Source organism: Winogradskyella sp. KYW1333 (genome assembly GCF_003335675.1).
Taxonomy (GTDB): Bacteria; Bacteroidota; Bacteroidia; order Flavobacteriales; family Flavobacteriaceae; genus Winogradskyella.
In genome coordinates this window covers 81,846-98,515 of the sequence record NZ_QPHL01000011.1, presented here as the reverse complement: position 1 = coordinate 98,515, position 16,670 = coordinate 81,846, and the positions used below count along the sequence as shown (strand labels likewise).

The following is a 16,670-nucleotide window of genomic DNA, read 5'->3' as shown; positions in this document are numbered from 1 at the left end:
ATAAGAGACTTTTATTAGTCTCTTATAAGTGGCATTGTGGAGCATCTTAGTAGACCACCTTGTTTACCAACTTCAGCATAAGAAACTTTTTCTACGGTAATACCTTGTTTTTCAAACCAGGTGTTCAAACGGTCAAAATTAATTTCTGAGATCACTACATCTGGAGCAATAGAAAATATATTGCTTTTCATATTGTACATCTCGTCCTTAGTAATTTCAAAAACATTTTCCTTACCGAAAAAGTTAATCAGCCATTCGTATTCCTCTTCTATAAAAAAGCCGTTCTTATGAAGAATTGCCTTTCCATTACCAATAGGCTGGAAACAGCAATCTAAATGCAAGGCATTGTTTCTTGGGTCTGTATTACTCTTGCGTAACTCAAAAGATTTCACAGTTTTGTGAGGAAAATAGTCTCGAAGCATCTTTACTGCCAAACTATTTGTTCGAGCCGTAATTAAGTTTTTATAATCAGGTCGAGTATAAATACCCACAAAAATATAGTCGTTATGAAGTATTACATCACCACCTTCAATATGGGCTTCATGAGGTAAAGTTATTATATCTCTGCGATCTATTTGGTCAATTACATAACGAATGGCCTCAATCTCTTCCTGTCGGTCTGGTAAGATATTGCAGGCAATAATCTTATTATCAATAACCAAAGCAATATCACGTGCAAAAATTTGATTAATGTCTTCGAGTACCTCAGGACGATATACCTTGACGTCGTACTTTTCAAAGACTTTACAAACGGCATCCATCTCTTTAATCATATCCTCTTCTTTAGGATAGGTTCCAGCCAGTATATGTTCTAAGGATTTTGGGTCGTAAGCCTGCTCAGGAGTTGGAATAGGACCACTTTTTTCTGCAGTACCTAAAACCACAGCTCGTAATCGTGATGTTTCGTTTTGAATATTCAGTTTTAACATGCGTCAAAATTAAAAAAAAGCTTCATATGAGATATGAAGCTTCCATTGCCAAATAATATCATTAGCGTTTATCTATACCTTTAAATTCTCTATAAGTTACACCAGTATATAATTGTCTTGGTCTACCAATAGGCTCTTTGTTTAATCTCATTTCGCGCCATTGTGCAATCCAACCAGGTAAACGCCCAAGTGCAAACATTACTGTGAACATTTCAACAGGAATTCCCATGGCACGATAAATAATTCCTGAATAGAAATCTACATTTGGGTATAATTTTCTTTCAACAAAATATGGATCTTTCAAAGCTTCTTGTTCTAGTCCTTTTGCGATATCTAAAATAGGATCTTCTACACCCAAATCTCCCAAAACCTCATCGGCTGCTTTTTTTATAATTCGAGCTCTTGGGTCAAAGTTTTTATAAACTCTATGACCGAATCCCATTAAACGGAACGGATCATTTTTATCTTTAGCCTTAGCCATATACTTCTTTGTATCTCCACCATCTTCCTTTATTGCTTCAAGCATTTCCAATACGGCCTGATTAGCACCACCATGTAATGGTCCCCATAATGCGGAAATACCAGATGCAAGAGATACAAATAAGCCAGCATGAGAAGAACCAGTGATTCTAACTGTAGACGTAGAACAATTCTGTTCATGGTCTGCATGTAAAATTAATAGCTTATCTAAAGCATCCACCAAAATAGGGTTTTGTTCGTACTCACTATTTGGCTTTTTAAACATCATTTTAAGGATATTTTCTACATATCCTAGTTTGTCATCTCCGTATTCTAAAGGCAGACCGTGCTTCTTTCTCATGGTCCAAGCAACAAGAATTGGGAATTTTCCTAATATCCTAACAATAGAATCATACATTGCCTGTTCTGAGCTAACATCTACTGGCGATGGATAAAAAGCTGTTAATGCACTTGTCAATGAAGATAATACTCCCATTGGATGTGCAGACTTTGGAAAAGCATCTAATATTTTTTTTATGTCATCATCTACTAAGGATTTTGCCTTGATATCTGTATGAAATTTATCTAACTGTTCTTGATTTGGTAATTCTCCAAAAATTAGTAGATAAGCAACTTCAAGGAAATCTGCTTTCTCCGCTAATTCCTCAATTGAATAGCCTCTATATCTTAAAATCCCTTTTTCACCATCTAAAAATGTAATAGCACTTTCACAACTACCTGTATTCTTATATCCAGGGTCTAAAGTAATAACTCCTCCTGTCGCATTTCTTAAGGTTTTTAAATTTATTGCAACTTCATTTTCAGTACCTCTTACCAATGGGAATTCATACTTCTGACCATCAATTTCTAGTGTAGCTTTATTTGCCATTTTTATATTATTGAGTATTAATTTTAAAAGGACTGTAAAATTACAAAATATCAAATGATTTCGCTAGGGGAATTATAACCCTTTTAACAGAAATTTGATTACAAAAAAAGCCGAAATCCTATGTTCGATTTCGGCTTTGAAATTCTAAAAAACTAAGCTATTTTTTAATAACAAGTTTTTTGTCTAGCACATTTCCATCGGCATTAATTCTTAGAAGGTAGACACCACTAGATAGATTAATATTGTTAATATTTATAGTGTTAGAATCAACACCATGTTTTTTATTAAATATTTCTCGTCCTTGGATATCAAATAATTGAATATTAACATCTTGAAATTCCCTATTCATAACGATGTTGAAGTCTCCCTTATTCGGATTAGGGTAAACCAATACATCATTACTATTAAACTCTTCTGTACCTAACACAGGTTGTATATTAAAATTGAATTGTTGATTACCAAGTATTGCACTATTATTTCCTTCTACTGAAAACTTAAAACTATCAGGATCAACATTTGCTCCACCGTGCGAATACGATAGCAAACCATTTTGAATATCAGTTTGTGAAAATGTGTCTCCTATGCTAATAGGCATTGCATTTAATAATAGTACTCCATTAACTGGAACTTGAGTAATAACGTAATTAAGATCATTATTTGTTGCTACAGGTTGAGCTACTTCTAATTCAGTTAAATTAATAACCGTAGAAGTTCCTTCATCTAAAGTAATATCAGTTTTATTGACAATAGTAACATCATTAACAATCTGTAATTTACCACATATAGTAACACTAAATTGATTAAACGTACCTCCTGCTGAATTAGATGTTCTATCAGTAGCTAATAACACCCAAGTTCCTTGCCCACTCGTGCCATTAAATCTAGTAAAAGCTTGACTCGGTAATACATTACCACTTACTTGTGGTGTTCCGGAACATGATAAGGACGATCCAGAATCTGTAAACGTAACATCAAAACTATTTCCGTCAGCACAATCGCGATTATAGACCTCAGCGAATATGCCTGTTGGAGAACTAAATTGCATTTTAATGTCACCTACATCACTGTGTGTGGCATCCATGTAAAAGGTAACTTCATTAACAATAATATCATCTGGCACATCAACTCTTGCACTAACCGCATTATTTGAGAAGGTTTCCCAAGTATTATCCCCATTTTCAAAATACTCATTATCATAGGTGTTGCATACGTCATTAGCCGTCTGGAATACATATATCTCACCAAAGTTACCGGCTAAACAAGTATTTTCTGGCTTAACCCTCCAATAATAAATAGTTCCAGCAAGCAAATTGGTTGTTTGATATTCTGTTGCGTTAACCACAGTAGCGGATTCAATAACTGAAGAGAAATCAGGGGCATCTGAAATCTCAATATCGTATTGTGAAGCACTAGTTAAAGAATCCCATGTAAGCAATAAATCGGAAGATTGATTTTGAGCACCATTAACAGGTGAAAAAAGTGAAACCGCTCCGATGTTATTATCAAAAACATTAAGCAATACCTCGTAAGTTTCAGTAACAAAAGTAGATTGCCCTTTACCTTGCACAGTTATCGGATAATTTCCTGTTGACACTGTTCCAGTGTTAGATATGGTCATGCTAAATGCACCTGCCGTATTCAATGAATTTGGTGTAAAATTAGCAATAGTACCACCAGGTAATCCTATGGCAGAAAACTGCACATTTTCAGAAAATGCTGGTGCAGGATTGTAATTTAAATTAAATACAGCGTCAGCTGGTTGACATACTGATACCGTCGGATTTGAGGCTGTGATTTCAAATGTTCCTGCTTTAATCTCAAAATCCGCATTAGATAAATCAAAGAATATATTACTGGAAGCTTCTATTTTAATTCTATTTGTAACGCCTACATTATCTGGTACTACAATATCTTGAAACCCATCATTACTCACACTAGACGCTAGGGTAACAGGATATGTATAACCACCATCCGTTGATAAAAGAATATTAACATTAGAGGATAAAGAAGCCGTATTATTCACATCCCAAGTGATCGTCTTAGTCTCTCCCACATACCATATTTCGCTTCCTGTATTAGGTGATGTCACTAAGAATGGACCTGCCGATGAAGACACGGTTATAACAGTATCATCTTGATCAGTTTGCCCTCCAAGAATAGAATTATCTCTAACCGTTAATCTAAAGTCTAATTGTCTTCCAACACTTGGTAAAACTTCCCAAGTAGGTGTTTCGTTATTTATAACAGCTTCCAAATTTGGAAACGTTCTTGTTGGATCTGCAACAGGGAAGTTAGTTCTAAAAACTGGACCGCCAGCATTAGTAGACAGTGGTGGTTGTGTGTAAGTACCATCATTATCGTATTGTTCCCAATTATATGTCAATACATCTCCAGCATCTGGATCTGATGAACCACTTGCATCCAAAATAAATGGGGTAGAAATTGGTATCGTATAATTTGAACCAGCATCCGCTGTTGGATCAGCATTTGCGATTATGATTTCTGTTTCACAAGCATCTGCCAAGATAGATGCAGACATTTGTACAATACTACGTGCATGAAAATATCCATCACTATTATCTTGTACATTAGATGCACAAATACCAGCATAACCCATAATAGTTGAGGCACTTCCAGGTTCGTAATCATCACTCACCTTAGAACCAAAACATGCGTTATAATAGGTATGGCCAGCACCATATTGATGACCTATTTCATGCGATACATAATCAATATCAAAAGGATCAAACTCTGGTGTTACAATACCTGTTACGCCTCGTCCCTTTGATGACGTTGCACAAGGGCTTGTTCCGGCAATACCTCCACCACCTGTACTAAATACATGACCAATATCATATCCACCAGATCCTATTATACCTGAAATATTTGAGGTATTAACTCCCAACATCTGGCTACCACTATAATTATCATAAGGCTCAGGGTCTCCTCCTGTTGTAAATCCATTTTCATAAATCAATAAATCATTATTAGCTACCAATTGAAAAGTGACAGCAAAATCTCTTTCAAAAACAGAATTAACACGTGCTACAGTAATAACCATTGCCGCTAAAGCATCAGCCTTTGCATCACCGTTACCATTATCACCATCATCATGGTAGGCTGTATATTCTGATGTACAAGCAATGGCAATCTCATATTGTCTAAGTCTGCCATCCTGTATATTTCGATCTATAATTCTTGAATCGAAATTCTCATTAACTTCATTTTCGACTTCATCAGCATAACATCTCCAATTATCAGATTGAATTCTGGTATAATCCTTTCTATTGTAGACAACGTAATTTTGTACATCTCCTTTTGCGTAAGGATCGATATAAACCGTTCTCTCTCCTGTAATTAAACCTCTAAACCCTTGAGAAGTAATCGTAAAATAAATCTTGTTTAAAGGATTAGAAATACTCTGACCATAGTAAGTAGAAATACCTGGGTACTTTACTGCTAAATCAGGATGCATTACATCGGTTTTTTGGACCCGATAATTCTCCATACTTCCATCTGAATTTGGAAACTTCATTATTGTATTGCTACCAGCTAAGCTATTTGAAATTCTTTTTGGAGCAGCGTTAATACTCGACCTTAACTGATTTAAATTCAAAGAAAAGATTTCGTACTTATTAAGAGTAATTACACGTTCTAAATTTCGTGATTTTTGAGTAAGCTCTGATTCTTGTTTTTTGGTCCAAACATCTTTATGATTTTGGGCAAAAAATGGCAATACCATAATTAATGATAACATCGTGAGTAGTGCACGTTTCATAGTAGGTTGAATTTGTGATTGTAGTTAAAAGTAAATCTAACTTTTAATTTGGCGGTATAAATATTGGAATTTAAATAGTTAAAACCAAGGAAATTTGCGTATTTTTTACGATAAAATGTAATATTTTATCGTTTATCTGTTCTATTTTTCGAAATATTGTAAGAATTTTAAAACAAAAAAGGCAACATTAACATGCTGCCTTTGTCAAAAGTATATAGTATTAATTACTTCACTTTAAATGCCTTTTCTTGTGGAAAATAAGCAACATCGCCAAGTTCTTCTTCAATTCTTAGAAGTTGGTTGTATTTTGCCATACGATCACTACGAGAAGCCGAACCTGTTTTTATCTGACCAGTATTTAATGCTACAGCTAAATCCGCAATAGTATTATCCTCAGTTTCACCCGATCTGTGTGACATTACACAAGTATAACCTGCGTTCTTTGCCATATTAACAGCCGCTATAGTTTCAGTTAAAGAACCTATTTGGTTTACTTTAATAAGGATAGAGTTCGCAATGCCATTATCAATACCACGCGATAAACGTTCTACATTAGTTACGAATAAATCGTCTCCAACCAATTGAACTTTATCACCAATACGGTCTGTTAAGTCTTTCCACCCATCCCAATCATTTTCATCCATACCATCCTCGATTGATATAATTGGATACTTTGCTGCCAACTCTGCTAAATAAGCTGCTTGTTCAGCACTTGTTCTTACAACACCTGTATCACCTTCAAACAATGTGTAATCGTATTTACCATCCTTATAGAATTCTGCAGCAGCACAATCTAAAGCAATCATGACTTCTTCTCCAAACTTATAACCTGCCTTCTCAACAGCCTTAGCTATTGTATCTAAAGCATCTTCTGTACCGTCTAAAGTTGGTGCAAATCCACCTTCATCACCAACGGCAGTACTTAATCCTCTATCGTGTAATACCTTTTTAAGGTTATGGAAAATCTCAGTACCCATTTGCATTGCATGAGTGAAATTTTCTGCTTTTACTGGCATTACCATAAACTCCTGAAATGCAATTGGTGCATCACTATGAGAACCACCGTTAATAATATTCATCATTGGTAATGGTAATGTGTTGGCTGATACACCACCAACATATCTGTATAAAGGCATTCCTAATTCATTTGCTGCCGCTTTAGCTACTGCCAAAGACACACCCAAAATAGCATTAGCCCCTAACTTTGATTTGTTTGGTGTTCCGTCTAGATCTATCATTAATTTATCGATCATGTTTTGTTCGAATACAGATATACCTAATAATTCTTGAGCGATTATAGAATTAACATTCTCTACAGCTTTTAAAACGCCTTTACCCATATAAGTGTCTCCACCATCTCTAAGCTCAACAGCTTCGTGCTCACCAGTTGAAGCTCCAGACGGAACTGCAGCTCTTCCTAAAACACCACTTTCTGTTATTACATCTACTTCTACTGTAGGATTACCTCTAGAATCTAAAATTTGTCTAGCGTGTACATTAATTATAATGCTCATTTCTAAATATTTTTATTATTGATTTGATTCAAAATTACGAAAATCTCCAGCGTTAAACCCAACAAAAATCATATTTGCGATTAATATTTACTATAATGTTTTCGTAACTAAAAAAACGCAATAAAGAATAAGTTTTATTGCGTTTTTTATTTGCTAAGCGTTCTTAATATTCTCTAAAAACTGGTCAAATAGATAAATGGAATCATTTGGACCAGGGCTTGCCTCTGGATGGTATTGTACCGAGAAACAATTCTTATCTTTTACTTTAATGCCAGCAACCGTATTGTCATTTAAATGCAAATGGGTGATCTCTACATTGGGATTCGCCTCTGTCTCCTCTCTATTAATTGCAAATCCATGGTTTTGAGAAGTAATTTCACCCTTACCTGTAATCAAGTTTTTTACTGGGTGATTAATACCTCTATGACCATTATGCATTTTATATGTTGAAATACCGTTGGCTAATGCAATAACTTGATGCCCTAGACAAATACCAAATAATGGTTTATCCCTTTTTATTATCTCTCTCGCAACATCTTGTGCTTCTAACAATGGCTCCGGATCACCTGGTCCATTTGAAATAAAATATCCATCAGGATTAAAAGCTTCTAAATCTTCAAACTTAGAATTGTGAGGAAATACTTTTATATAGGCGTCTCTTGTTGCCAAGTTTACAAGAATGTTCTTTTTAATACCTATATCTAACGCTGAAATTTTATACGTAGCATTTTCATCACCAAAGAAATACGGTTCTTTTGTAGATACCTTTGAAGCCAACTCTAAACCTTCCATGTTTGGTTGCTCTGCCAACTGCTTCTTAAGACCATCGATATTATCTACATCAGTTGAAATCACAGCATTCATAGCACCATTATCTCTTATATAGCTCACAAGAGCTCGCGTATCAACATCAGAGATGGCTAATGTATTATGATTTTCAAAGTAATCTTCTAAAGATACATCACCTCCAGGTCGGGAATATTCGAAACTGAAATTCTTACAAATCAAACCAGCTATCTTAACAGTATCCGATTGGTTTTCATCTTCTTTTGTGCCATAATTTCCAATATGTGCATTGGTCGTCACCATTAACTGACCATAATAAGAAGGATCCGTAAAAATTTCCTGGTAACCTGTTGTACCAGTATTAAAACACACTTCACCAAATGCACTACCTTCTTTACCTATTGATTTTCCATAGAATATTGTGCCGTCAGCCAATAATATCAGTGCTTTTTTTCTCGATTTGTATTTCATTTGCTTTCTTTTTTCTATTTCAATTATTTTAATGTCGAATAATAGTTTAATATTTGTTTTAATTCATCCTCATCTCTTATCGAAAGGTTCTGCTTTTTCATGTGGCTTTTAACCATACTTGCCTTCTCCTTAGAAAAGAGTTTGAAAATATTCTTCTTTGTAGGTTTAAATTCTATCAAATCATCACCTTCCATCAGATGAAGTTTTGATTTAATAGCATATTTATCATTGGTAAGCTTATCCTTTGTCATTGGATCTATTGCACCAGATATAGTCACCAAATAATATGATTTGAAAATATTGATTTCACCTTTTGAAAATTGCTCAAAATACTTATCACCTATAACTTCAAATATTGATGAATTATATTTTATATATTTTACTTTTTCATTGTTGAGCGTGAGCAACTTACCCTCTTCAGATTTTACAACAAAGGTTTCTAGCTTTACGTTATAATTGATCGCCTTTATTGAATAACTTTTATCTTCTGGTGTGATAACTTCAGCAACAGTATCCCAACTTTCGTTAAGATAGACAGAACCTTCAATTCCTAGTTCAGAATTGGCATCGTTGACAATAAAACCAGACTCACTAACTATATCTACAGCAGGCAGGTTTTGCGCTCTTGCGAGAAGTCCAATGAAGAAAATAATAATTAAAGAAATCCTCATAATTTGATTTTCACAAAATTCCAAAAAAAAAGGATAAACCTAAAAAGTTTATCCTTGATATTTATTAATGCTTATTAACATTTATTCTTCTTCGTTTGAAGCATTAGTATCAACTGGTGGAACAGTTGTTGCCTTCTTACCACCTCTTCTACTTCTACGAGTTGTTTTCTTAGCAGGTTTACCAGCGTTGTAAAGCTCATTGTAATCTACTAATTCAATCATTGCCATATCTGCATTATCACCTAGTCTATTACCTAATTTGATAATACGCGTATAACCACCTGGACGATCACCTACCTTTGCAGCAACATCTCTAAACAATTCTGCAACAGCCTCTTTTTGTCTCAATCTAGAAAATACAATACGTCTATTGTGAGTTGTATCTGTTTTAGACTTAGTAATCATTGGTTCAATAAACTGCTTCAAAGCTTTAGCTTTAGCCGTTGTTGTATTAATACGCTTATGTTCAATTAACGAACATGCCATATTTGCCAACATAGCTTTTCTATGCGCAGTCTTTCTGCCTAAATGGTTGAATTTTTTTCCGTGTCTCATGACTCTTGTTTTAAACCTTTATCTTGCTTCAACCCTTTTGAGGAGCAAAATATAAAGGAGTTTATAATTAATCTTTGTCTAATTTGTATTTACTTAAATCCATTCCGAAGTTAAGCCCTTTAACGCTCACTAATTCCTCTAGCTCTGTTAAAGACTTCTTACCGAAGTTTCTGAATTTCATTAAATCGTTTTTGTTGAATGACACCAAATCTCCTAAAGTATCTACTTCAGCTGCTTTTAAACAGTTTAATGCACGTACAGAAAGATCCATATCAACTAATTTAGTTTTCAATAGTTGTCTCATGTGAAGTGATTCTTCATCATAAGTTTCCGTTTGAGCAATTTCATCAGCTTCTAATGTTATACGTTCATCTGAGAATAACATGAAGTGGTGAATTAATATTTTAGCTGCTTCAGTCAAAGCATCTTTCGGGTGAATTGATCCGTCAGTAATGATTTCGAAAATTAGTTTTTCGTAATCTGTCTTTTGCTCTACACGGAAATTCTCAATGCTATACTTAACATTTTTGATCGGTGTGTAGATTGAATCAGTAAAAATAGTACCTACAGGTGCAGATGCTTTTTTGTTTTCTTCAGCAGGAACATAACCTCTACCTTTTTCGATAGTTAGTTCCATGTTGATGTTAACTTTCGGATCTAAGTTACAGATTACTAGATCTGTATTTAAAACTTGGAAACCAGAAATGAACTTTTGAAAATCACCAGCTGTGATTTGCTCTTGTCCAGAGATTGAAATCGTAACAGTTTCGTTATCAATTTCATCAATTTGACGCTTAAAGTTTACTTGCTTTAAGTTCAAAATCATTTCAGTTACATCCTCAACAACACCAGAGATTGTAGAAAATTCGTGATCTACGCCTTCTATTCTTACTGATGTAATTGCGAATCCTTCTAAAGAAGATAATAATACTCTTCTTAATGCATTACCTACTGTTAAACCATAACCTGGTTCTAATGGTCTGAATTCGAATTTACCTTCGAAATCAGTAGAATCAATCATGATTACTTTGTCGGGTTTCTGAAAATTTAATATTGCCATTTTTGTCTTCGTTTTAATTGTTATTTAGTTGCGCGGTATATTAGTTTGAAGACCACTAATAAACCCTTTGGCTAAATACCAATATGATTAGTTTTATTATTTAGAGTAAAGTTCAACGATAAATTGCTCGTTGATTTGCTCTGGTATTTGGATTCTTGCTGGAACAGAAACATAGGTTCCTTCCATTTTATCGTTGTTCCAAGTGATCCATTCGTAAACATTGCTTGAGTTAGCTAATGAATGTTGAATAGCTTCTAGTGATTTTGACTTCTCTCTAACACCAACAACATCTCCTGCTTTTAATTGATAAGAAGGAATATTCACCTTTTCACCATTTACAGTAATGTGTCTATGAGATACTAATTGTCTTGCACCACTTCTCGTTGGAGCAACACCCATTCTATATACCACGTTATCTAAACGAGATTCACAAAATTGAAGTAATACCTCACCAGTAATACCAGGAGCTGCAGTAGCTCTCTTGAACATATTTCTGAACTGCTTTTCTAATATACCGTAAGTATATTTTGCTTTTTGCTTCTCCATTAATTGGATAGCATACTCAGATTTTTTACCTCTTCTTTTGTTTGGGCCGTGTTGACCAGGAGGATAGTTTCTTTTATCGAAGGCTTTATCTTCTCCGAATATAGCTTGACCAAATTTTCTAGCTATTTTAGTTTTAGGACCAGTATATCTTGCCATTTTAAATTTAATTTGAGAGTGATTGTAAAATTAAGGTCTTAAACTTATCCTCTTACAATCGTTAATCTCTCAGTTATACTTGATTAATTTTTCAGTCTGCAAAATTACACATTAAATGTGAATTAGCCTACCTTATACCCTACGTCTTTTAGGTGGACGACAACCGTTATGTGGTAATGGAGTTACATCAATGATTTCTGAAACTTCTATACCTGAATTATGAATTGATCTGATAGCAGATTCTCTACCGTTACCAGGACCTTTTACATAAACCTTTACTTTCTTCAATCCAGCTTCTTTTGCTACTGCCGCTGCATCTTCTGCTGCTAACTGAGCTGCATAAGGAGTATTCTTTTTAGAACCTCTAAAGCCCATTTTACCAGCCGATGACCATGAAATTACGTCACCTTTTTTGTTTGTTAAAGAAACGATGATGTTGTTAAAAGATGCTGTGATATGCGCCTCTCCTATTGCATCAACAATTACTTTACGTTTTTTTGTACTTGACTTTGCCATGTTTTTTAGTTTCTAGTTGTTAGCTTTTAGTTGTTAGAATCCTAAACTTTTACATTTCAGACAGATTCATCTAACTTCTAATTACTAATGACTAATGTCTTTAATTATTACTTAGTTACTTTTTTCTTGTTAGCAACTGTTTTTCTTCTACCTTTTCTAGTACGAGAGTTATTCTTAGTACGTTGACCTCTTAAAGGAAGACCAGCTCTATGACGAATACCTCTGTAACATCCAATATCCATTAAACGCTTAATGTTCAATTGTGTTTCAGAACGTAATTCACCTTCAATCTTATAAGAACCAACCGCTTCCCGGATTGCTCCTATCTGATCATCTGTCCAATCTTGAACTTTAGTGCCTTCATCTACTTTAGCAGTTGCTAAAATTTCTTTCGCTCTACTTCTACCTATTCCATAGATATAAGTCAAAGAGATAACTCCTCTTTTTTGTTTTGGTATGTCTACACCTGCAATTCTTGCCATAATTACCCTTGTCTTTGTTTGAATCTTGGATTCTTTTTGTTAATTACGTAAAGTCTTCCTTTGCGTCGTACTAATTTACAGTCTGCGCTTCTTTTCTTTACTGATGCTCTTACTTTCATCTGTATTAGTTTTTAAATACTAATTATTAGTATCTATAAGTTATACGAGCCTTTGTTAAATCATATGGACTCATTTCTAATTTTACCTTGTCACCTGGTAACAACTTAATGTAATGCATACGCATCTTACCAGAAATATGTGCAGTCACAATGTGACCATTTTCTAATTCCACACGAAACATAGCATTTGATAATGCTTCTATAATTGTTCCGTCTTGTTCTATTGCTGCTTGCTTTGCCATAATATTAATTTATTGTGCAACCGCTTTTCTGTTTTTACCAGTTTTCATCAAGCCGTCATAATGCTTATTTAATAAGTAAGAATTAATCTGTTGCATTGTATCTATAGCTACGCCTACCATAATTAATAGTGATGTACCACCAAAAAACAATGCCCAACCTTGTTGAACACCCATAAGCTTAACAATAAAGGCTGGGAACACAGCTATCAGAGCCAAGAATATAGAGCCTGGTAATGTTATTTGCGACATAATCTTATCTAAATACTCAGATGTTTCAGAACCTGGTCTAATACCTGGTATAAATCCACCACTGCGTTTTAAATCGTCAGCCATTTTATTTGTAGGTACTGTAATCGCAGTATAGAAATATGTAAATACAATAATTAATAATGCAAATACTAGGTTGTACCAAAATCCAAATATATCTGAAAAGTTGGTTTGCATCCATTGTCCAGTAGTAGTCTCTTTCAATAAAGAAGATCCTCCTATTAAACTTGGAACAAACATAATTGCTTGTGCAAAAATGATTGGCATTACACCTGAAGCATTAAGCTTTAATGGTAAGAATTGTCTAGATCCAAACACATTCTTTTCATAGCCTCCTGATGCTGTTCTTCTTGCATATTGCACAGCAATTTTTCTTACTGCCATTACCAAGAATACCGATGCTAAAATGATTAAGAACCAAATTACTAATTCTATAAGGATCATCATAAATCCACCATTACCTTCAGTTCTAGATAATGCATTCTGCATAAACGACTGAGGTAAAGTTGCGATGATACCAACCATTATTAATAAGGAAATACCATTACCTATTCCTTTGTCTGTAATTTTTTCACCCAACCACATTGCAAATACACAACCCGTTACTAGAATGATTACAGATGAGAAATAGAATATGCTCTCATTAAACCCTGGTACTAAAAGCGTACTCATTGAGGGTGCACCAGATAATGCAGGTACACTGGCTAAATAACCAGGTGCTTGTACCAAACAAATACCAATTGTCAACCAACGCGTTATCTGCGTAATCTTCTTTTGACCACTAGCTCCCTCCTTTTGTAGTTTCTGCAAATAAGGAATCGCAATACCCATTAACTGAACAACAATAGATGCAGAGATATAAGGCATAATACCAAGTGCAAATACAGAAGCATTTGCAAACGCACCCCCTGTAAAAGCATTTAATAAACCTAATATTCCACTATCAGTTCCAGCTTGCAAACCACCTAATGCATTAATATTGATGCCAGGTAATACAACCTGAGCACCAAAACGATACACTAACAATAATCCTAAGGTAAGAATTATTCTATCCTTAAGTTCGGTGATTTTCCAAACGTTTTTTAATGTTTCTATTATCTTCATCCGTTATTTCTTATAAAGTTACAGCTTCACCACCAGCAGCCTCTATAGCAGCCTTTGCTGTAGCAGTAAATTTATGAGCGGTAACAGTTAATTTTGCTTTTAACTCTCCCCTTCCTAAGATTTTAACTAGTTCATTCTTACCAGCTAAACCTAACGAAACAAGTGTTTCAAAATTAACAGTTCCTTTTACTTTCTTATCATCAACCAATTGTTGTAAAGTATCAATGTTTACACCTTGGTATTCAACACGGTTAATGTTTTTAAATCCATATTTAGGAACACGTCTTTGTAATGGCATCTGACCACCTTCAAATCCTAATTTCTTAGAATATCCAGATCGCGACTTTGCACCTTTGTGTCCTCTTGTCGCAGTACCGCCTTTACCTGATCCTTGACCACGTCCAACGCGCTTTCCTTGATTTTTTACTGAACCTTCTGCAGGTTTTAAATTACTTAAATCCATTTTTAAGTTTATATTTTTAAGCTTCCTCTACAGAAACTAAATGTTCAACTTTCTTAACCATACCAAGGATATTTGGTGTGGCATCGTGCTCTACAACTTGACCAATCTTTTTTAAACCTAAAGCTTCTAATGTCAGCTTTTGTCTTTTAGTACGATTGATTGCACTTTTTACTTTAGTTACTTTAATCTTTGCCATCTTATCCTTATAGATTATCCGTTAAATACTTTTTCAAGTGAAATACCACGTTCTCTTGCAACAGATTTTGCATCGCGTAATTGTAACAAGGCATCAAAAGTTGCCTTTACAACGTTATGAGGGTTAGATGAACCTTGAGATTTCGATAATACGTCGTGTACACCAACTGCTTCAAGTACTAATCTTACAGCCCCACCAGCAATAACTCCGGTACCTGGTGCAGCAGGAATAATATTTACTCTAGCACCACCATATTTACCTTTTTGCTCATGTGGTAATGTTCCTTTAACAATAGGAATTCTCACAAGATTCTTTTTTGCATCTTCCACTGCCTTTGCAATTGCTGTTGCAACATCCTTAGATTTACCTAATCCGTGACCAACAACACCAGCTTCGTCACCTACTACTACTATAGCAGAAAAACCAAATGCTCTACCACCTTTAGTTACCTTAGTTACACGCTGTACACCAACTAGGCGATCTTTTAATTCTAATCCGCCTGGTTTAACAAGCTCTGCGTTTTTATATTTTTGATACATAATGTCTTAAAATTTAAGTCCTGCTTCTCTAGCTCCTTCTGCTAACGATTTTACTCTACCATGATATAAATAACCACCTCTATCAAAAGAAATAGTTTCAACACCAGCTTTTAAAGCTTTTTCAGCAACAGCCTTACCAACTAACGCGGCAATTTCTGTTTTGTTTCCTTTAGACTTTGCTAAGTCTTTGTCTCTTGAGGATGCAGCAGCTATTGTTTCACCAGTTACATCATTCACGACTTGAGCATAAATCTCTTTATTACTTCTAAAAACAGATAATCTTGGTCTTACTTCAGTACCAGATACTACCTTACGGATTCTGTTTTTGATTCTTGTTCTTCTTTCGTTCTTTGTTAATGCCATAACTCAATTATTAAGCTGATTTACCTGCTTTTCTTCTAATTTCTTCACCAACAAACTTAATACCTTTCCCTTTGTAAGGCTCTGGCTTACGGAAGCTACGGATCTTAGCAGCCACCTGACCAACTAATTGCTTGTCGTGTGATGTTAATTTTACTATTGGGTTTTTCCCTTTTTCAGAAATTGTCTCAACTTTAACTTCAGGTGCAATGTCCATTACTATATTGTGTGAGAAACCAATCGCTAAATCTAATTTCTGTCCTTGATTTGATGCTCTGTAACCAACACCGACTAATTCTAATTCTTTAGTCCAACCGTTAGAAACACCTTCTATCATATTAGCAATTAAGGCTCTATACAAACCGTGCTTTGCTCTGTGATCTTTCTTTTCAGAATTACGTGACAATGTAATTGTACCGTCTTCTATTTTTATTTCAACATCTGAATACTCCTGAGTTAACTCACCTAATTTACCTTTTGCAGTTATTAAGTTGTCTTTTATCTCAATTGTAACGCCTTCAGGAACTGTTATTGGATTATTACCTATTCTTGACATAATTTCCTGTTT

The 16,670-nt window shown here is 34.7% G+C and carries 19 protein-coding genes; all 19 read right to left on the bottom strand.

Features of this window, described 5'->3' with window-relative positions; genetic code table 11:
- Window positions 1-14 precede the first annotated feature (14 nt).
- A complete protein-coding gene (locus DUZ96_RS02240) occupies window positions 15-929 on the bottom strand; it encodes a dimethylarginine dimethylaminohydrolase family protein (RefSeq protein ID WP_114300058.1) in 915 nt (304 codons plus the stop codon).
- Between the two features lie 61 nt (window positions 930-990).
- Complete coding sequence (locus DUZ96_RS02235; protein ID WP_114300056.1) at window positions 991-2,277, bottom strand: citrate synthase; 1,287 nt, start codon at window positions 2,275-2,277, stop codon at window positions 991-993.
- Between the two features lie 157 nt (window positions 2,278-2,434).
- Window positions 2,435-6,055, bottom strand: a complete 3,621-nt coding sequence (locus tag DUZ96_RS02230) for a reprolysin-like metallopeptidase (RefSeq protein WP_114300054.1) — start codon at window positions 6,053-6,055, stop codon at window positions 2,435-2,437.
- Window positions 6,056-6,279: 224 nt separating this feature from the next.
- Window positions 6,280-7,569, bottom strand: coding sequence for a phosphopyruvate hydratase (gene eno, locus DUZ96_RS02225; RefSeq protein ID WP_114300051.1), 1,290 nt, complete (start codon window positions 7,567-7,569; stop codon window positions 6,280-6,282).
- A 153-nt stretch (window positions 7,570-7,722) separates the two neighbouring features.
- Entirely contained in the window at window positions 7,723-8,826 is a 1,104-nt protein-coding gene (carA, locus tag DUZ96_RS02220) for a glutamine-hydrolyzing carbamoyl-phosphate synthase small subunit (protein WP_114300049.1), read from the bottom strand.
- Window positions 8,827-8,849: 23 nt separating this feature from the next.
- Window positions 8,850-9,497 (bottom strand): hypothetical protein, encoded by a 648-nt coding sequence (locus tag DUZ96_RS02215; protein WP_114300047.1) that lies wholly within the window; start codon window positions 9,495-9,497, stop codon window positions 8,850-8,852.
- 81 nt (window positions 9,498-9,578) lie between these two features.
- Window positions 9,579-10,052: a 50S ribosomal protein L17 gene (rplQ, locus tag DUZ96_RS02210; protein ID WP_114300045.1), complete on the bottom strand. Its 474-nt coding sequence runs from the start codon at window positions 10,050-10,052 to the stop codon at window positions 9,579-9,581.
- Between the two features lie 67 nt (window positions 10,053-10,119).
- Window positions 10,120-11,112, bottom strand: a complete 993-nt coding sequence (locus DUZ96_RS02205) for a DNA-directed RNA polymerase subunit alpha (protein ID WP_114300043.1) — start codon at window positions 11,110-11,112, stop codon at window positions 10,120-10,122.
- Window positions 11,113-11,208: 96 nt separating this feature from the next.
- A complete protein-coding gene (rpsD, locus tag DUZ96_RS02200; RefSeq protein WP_114300041.1) occupies window positions 11,209-11,814 on the bottom strand; it encodes a 30S ribosomal protein S4 in 606 nt (201 codons plus the stop codon).
- Between the two features lie 132 nt (window positions 11,815-11,946).
- Entirely contained in the window at window positions 11,947-12,330 is a 384-nt protein-coding gene (gene rpsK / locus DUZ96_RS02195) for a 30S ribosomal protein S11 (RefSeq protein ID WP_114300039.1), read from the bottom strand.
- Window positions 12,331-12,437: 107 nt separating this feature from the next.
- Window positions 12,438-12,812, bottom strand: coding sequence for a 30S ribosomal protein S13 (gene rpsM / locus DUZ96_RS02190; protein ID WP_114300037.1), 375 nt, complete (start codon window positions 12,810-12,812; stop codon window positions 12,438-12,440).
- A gap of 2 nt (window positions 12,813-12,814) precedes the next feature.
- The gene (ykgO, locus tag DUZ96_RS02185) at window positions 12,815-12,931 is read right to left on the bottom strand and encodes a type B 50S ribosomal protein L36 (RefSeq protein ID WP_008269159.1); all 117 of its coding nucleotides are present in this window, start codon (window positions 12,929-12,931) and stop codon (window positions 12,815-12,817) included.
- Window positions 12,932-12,957: 26 nt separating this feature from the next.
- A complete protein-coding gene (gene infA / locus DUZ96_RS02180; RefSeq protein WP_007094967.1) occupies window positions 12,958-13,173 on the bottom strand; it encodes a translation initiation factor IF-1 in 216 nt (71 codons plus the stop codon).
- 9 nt (window positions 13,174-13,182) lie between these two features.
- On the bottom strand, window positions 13,183-14,544 hold the full coding sequence (gene secY / locus DUZ96_RS02175; RefSeq protein WP_114300035.1) for a preprotein translocase subunit SecY: 1,362 nt from the start codon (window positions 14,542-14,544) through the stop codon (window positions 13,183-13,185).
- Window positions 14,545-14,554: 10 nt separating this feature from the next.
- The gene (gene rplO, locus DUZ96_RS02170; RefSeq protein WP_114300033.1) at window positions 14,555-15,007 is read right to left on the bottom strand and encodes a 50S ribosomal protein L15; all 453 of its coding nucleotides are present in this window, start codon (window positions 15,005-15,007) and stop codon (window positions 14,555-14,557) included.
- A 16-nt stretch (window positions 15,008-15,023) separates the two neighbouring features.
- Window positions 15,024-15,203 carry a 50S ribosomal protein L30 gene (gene rpmD, locus DUZ96_RS02165; RefSeq protein ID WP_114300031.1) on the bottom strand — a complete coding sequence of 60 codons (180 nt, stop codon included), beginning with the start codon at window positions 15,201-15,203 and terminating at the stop codon, window positions 15,024-15,026.
- A 14-nt stretch (window positions 15,204-15,217) separates the two neighbouring features.
- A complete protein-coding gene (rpsE, locus tag DUZ96_RS02160) occupies window positions 15,218-15,742 on the bottom strand; it encodes a 30S ribosomal protein S5 (RefSeq protein WP_114300029.1) in 525 nt (174 codons plus the stop codon).
- 6 nt (window positions 15,743-15,748) lie between these two features.
- On the bottom strand, window positions 15,749-16,105 hold the full coding sequence (gene rplR, locus DUZ96_RS02155; protein WP_114300027.1) for a 50S ribosomal protein L18: 357 nt from the start codon (window positions 16,103-16,105) through the stop codon (window positions 15,749-15,751).
- Window positions 16,106-16,115: 10 nt separating this feature from the next.
- Window positions 16,116-16,658, bottom strand: a complete 543-nt coding sequence (gene rplF, locus DUZ96_RS02150; RefSeq protein ID WP_114300025.1) for a 50S ribosomal protein L6 — start codon at window positions 16,656-16,658, stop codon at window positions 16,116-16,118.
- Window positions 16,659-16,670: the final 12 nt, after the last annotated feature.

What these genes read in the sequence shown, in the direction of transcription:
- DUZ96_RS02240 (WP_114300058.1), bottom strand. Translation starts at nt 929, where the DNA reads ATGTTAAAACTGAATATTCAAAACGAAACATCACGATTACGAGCTGTG.
- rpsE (WP_114300029.1), bottom strand. Translation starts at nt 15,742, where the DNA reads ATGTATCAAAAATATAAAAACGCAGAGCTTGTTAAACCAGGCGGATTA.
- rpsK (WP_114300039.1), bottom strand. Translation starts at nt 12,330, where the DNA reads ATGGCAAAGTCAAGTACAAAAAAACGTAAAGTAATTGTTGATGCAATA.
- rplO (WP_114300033.1), bottom strand. Translation starts at nt 15,007, where the DNA reads ATGGATTTAAGTAATTTAAAACCTGCAGAAGGTTCAGTAAAAAATCAA.
- ykgO (WP_008269159.1), bottom strand. Translation starts at nt 12,931, where the DNA reads ATGAAAGTAAGAGCATCAGTAAAGAAAAGAAGCGCAGACTGTAAATTA.
- rpmD (WP_114300031.1), bottom strand. Translation starts at nt 15,203, where the DNA reads ATGGCAAAGATTAAAGTAACTAAAGTAAAAAGTGCAATCAATCGTACT.
- DUZ96_RS02215 (WP_114300047.1), bottom strand. Translation starts at nt 9,497, where the DNA reads ATGAGGATTTCTTTAATTATTATTTTCTTCATTGGACTTCTCGCAAGA.
- secY (WP_114300035.1), bottom strand. Translation starts at nt 14,544, where the DNA reads ATGAAGATAATAGAAACATTAAAAAACGTTTGGAAAATCACCGAACTT.
- carA (WP_114300049.1), bottom strand. Translation starts at nt 8,826, where the DNA reads ATGAAATACAAATCGAGAAAAAAAGCACTGATATTATTGGCTGACGGC.
- rplF (WP_114300025.1), bottom strand. Translation starts at nt 16,658, where the DNA reads ATGTCAAGAATAGGTAATAATCCAATAACAGTTCCTGAAGGCGTTACA.
- rplQ (WP_114300045.1), bottom strand. Translation starts at nt 10,052, where the DNA reads ATGAGACACGGAAAAAAATTCAACCATTTAGGCAGAAAGACTGCGCAT.
- rplR (WP_114300027.1), bottom strand. Translation starts at nt 16,105, where the DNA reads ATGGCATTAACAAAGAACGAAAGAAGAACAAGAATCAAAAACAGAATC.
- DUZ96_RS02235 (WP_114300056.1), bottom strand. Translation starts at nt 2,277, where the DNA reads ATGGCAAATAAAGCTACACTAGAAATTGATGGTCAGAAGTATGAATTC.
- rpsD (WP_114300041.1), bottom strand. Translation starts at nt 11,814, where the DNA reads ATGGCAAGATATACTGGTCCTAAAACTAAAATAGCTAGAAAATTTGGT.
- eno (WP_114300051.1), bottom strand. Translation starts at nt 7,569, where the DNA reads ATGAGCATTATAATTAATGTACACGCTAGACAAATTTTAGATTCTAGA.
- DUZ96_RS02205 (WP_114300043.1), bottom strand. Translation starts at nt 11,112, where the DNA reads ATGGCAATATTAAATTTTCAGAAACCCGACAAAGTAATCATGATTGAT.
- infA (WP_007094967.1), bottom strand. Translation starts at nt 13,173, where the DNA reads ATGGCAAAGCAAGCAGCAATAGAACAAGACGGAACAATTATAGAAGCA.
- rpsM (WP_114300037.1), bottom strand. Translation starts at nt 12,812, where the DNA reads ATGGCAAGAATTGCAGGTGTAGACATACCAAAACAAAAAAGAGGAGTT.
- DUZ96_RS02230 (WP_114300054.1), bottom strand. Translation starts at nt 6,055, where the DNA reads ATGAAACGTGCACTACTCACGATGTTATCATTAATTATGGTATTGCCA.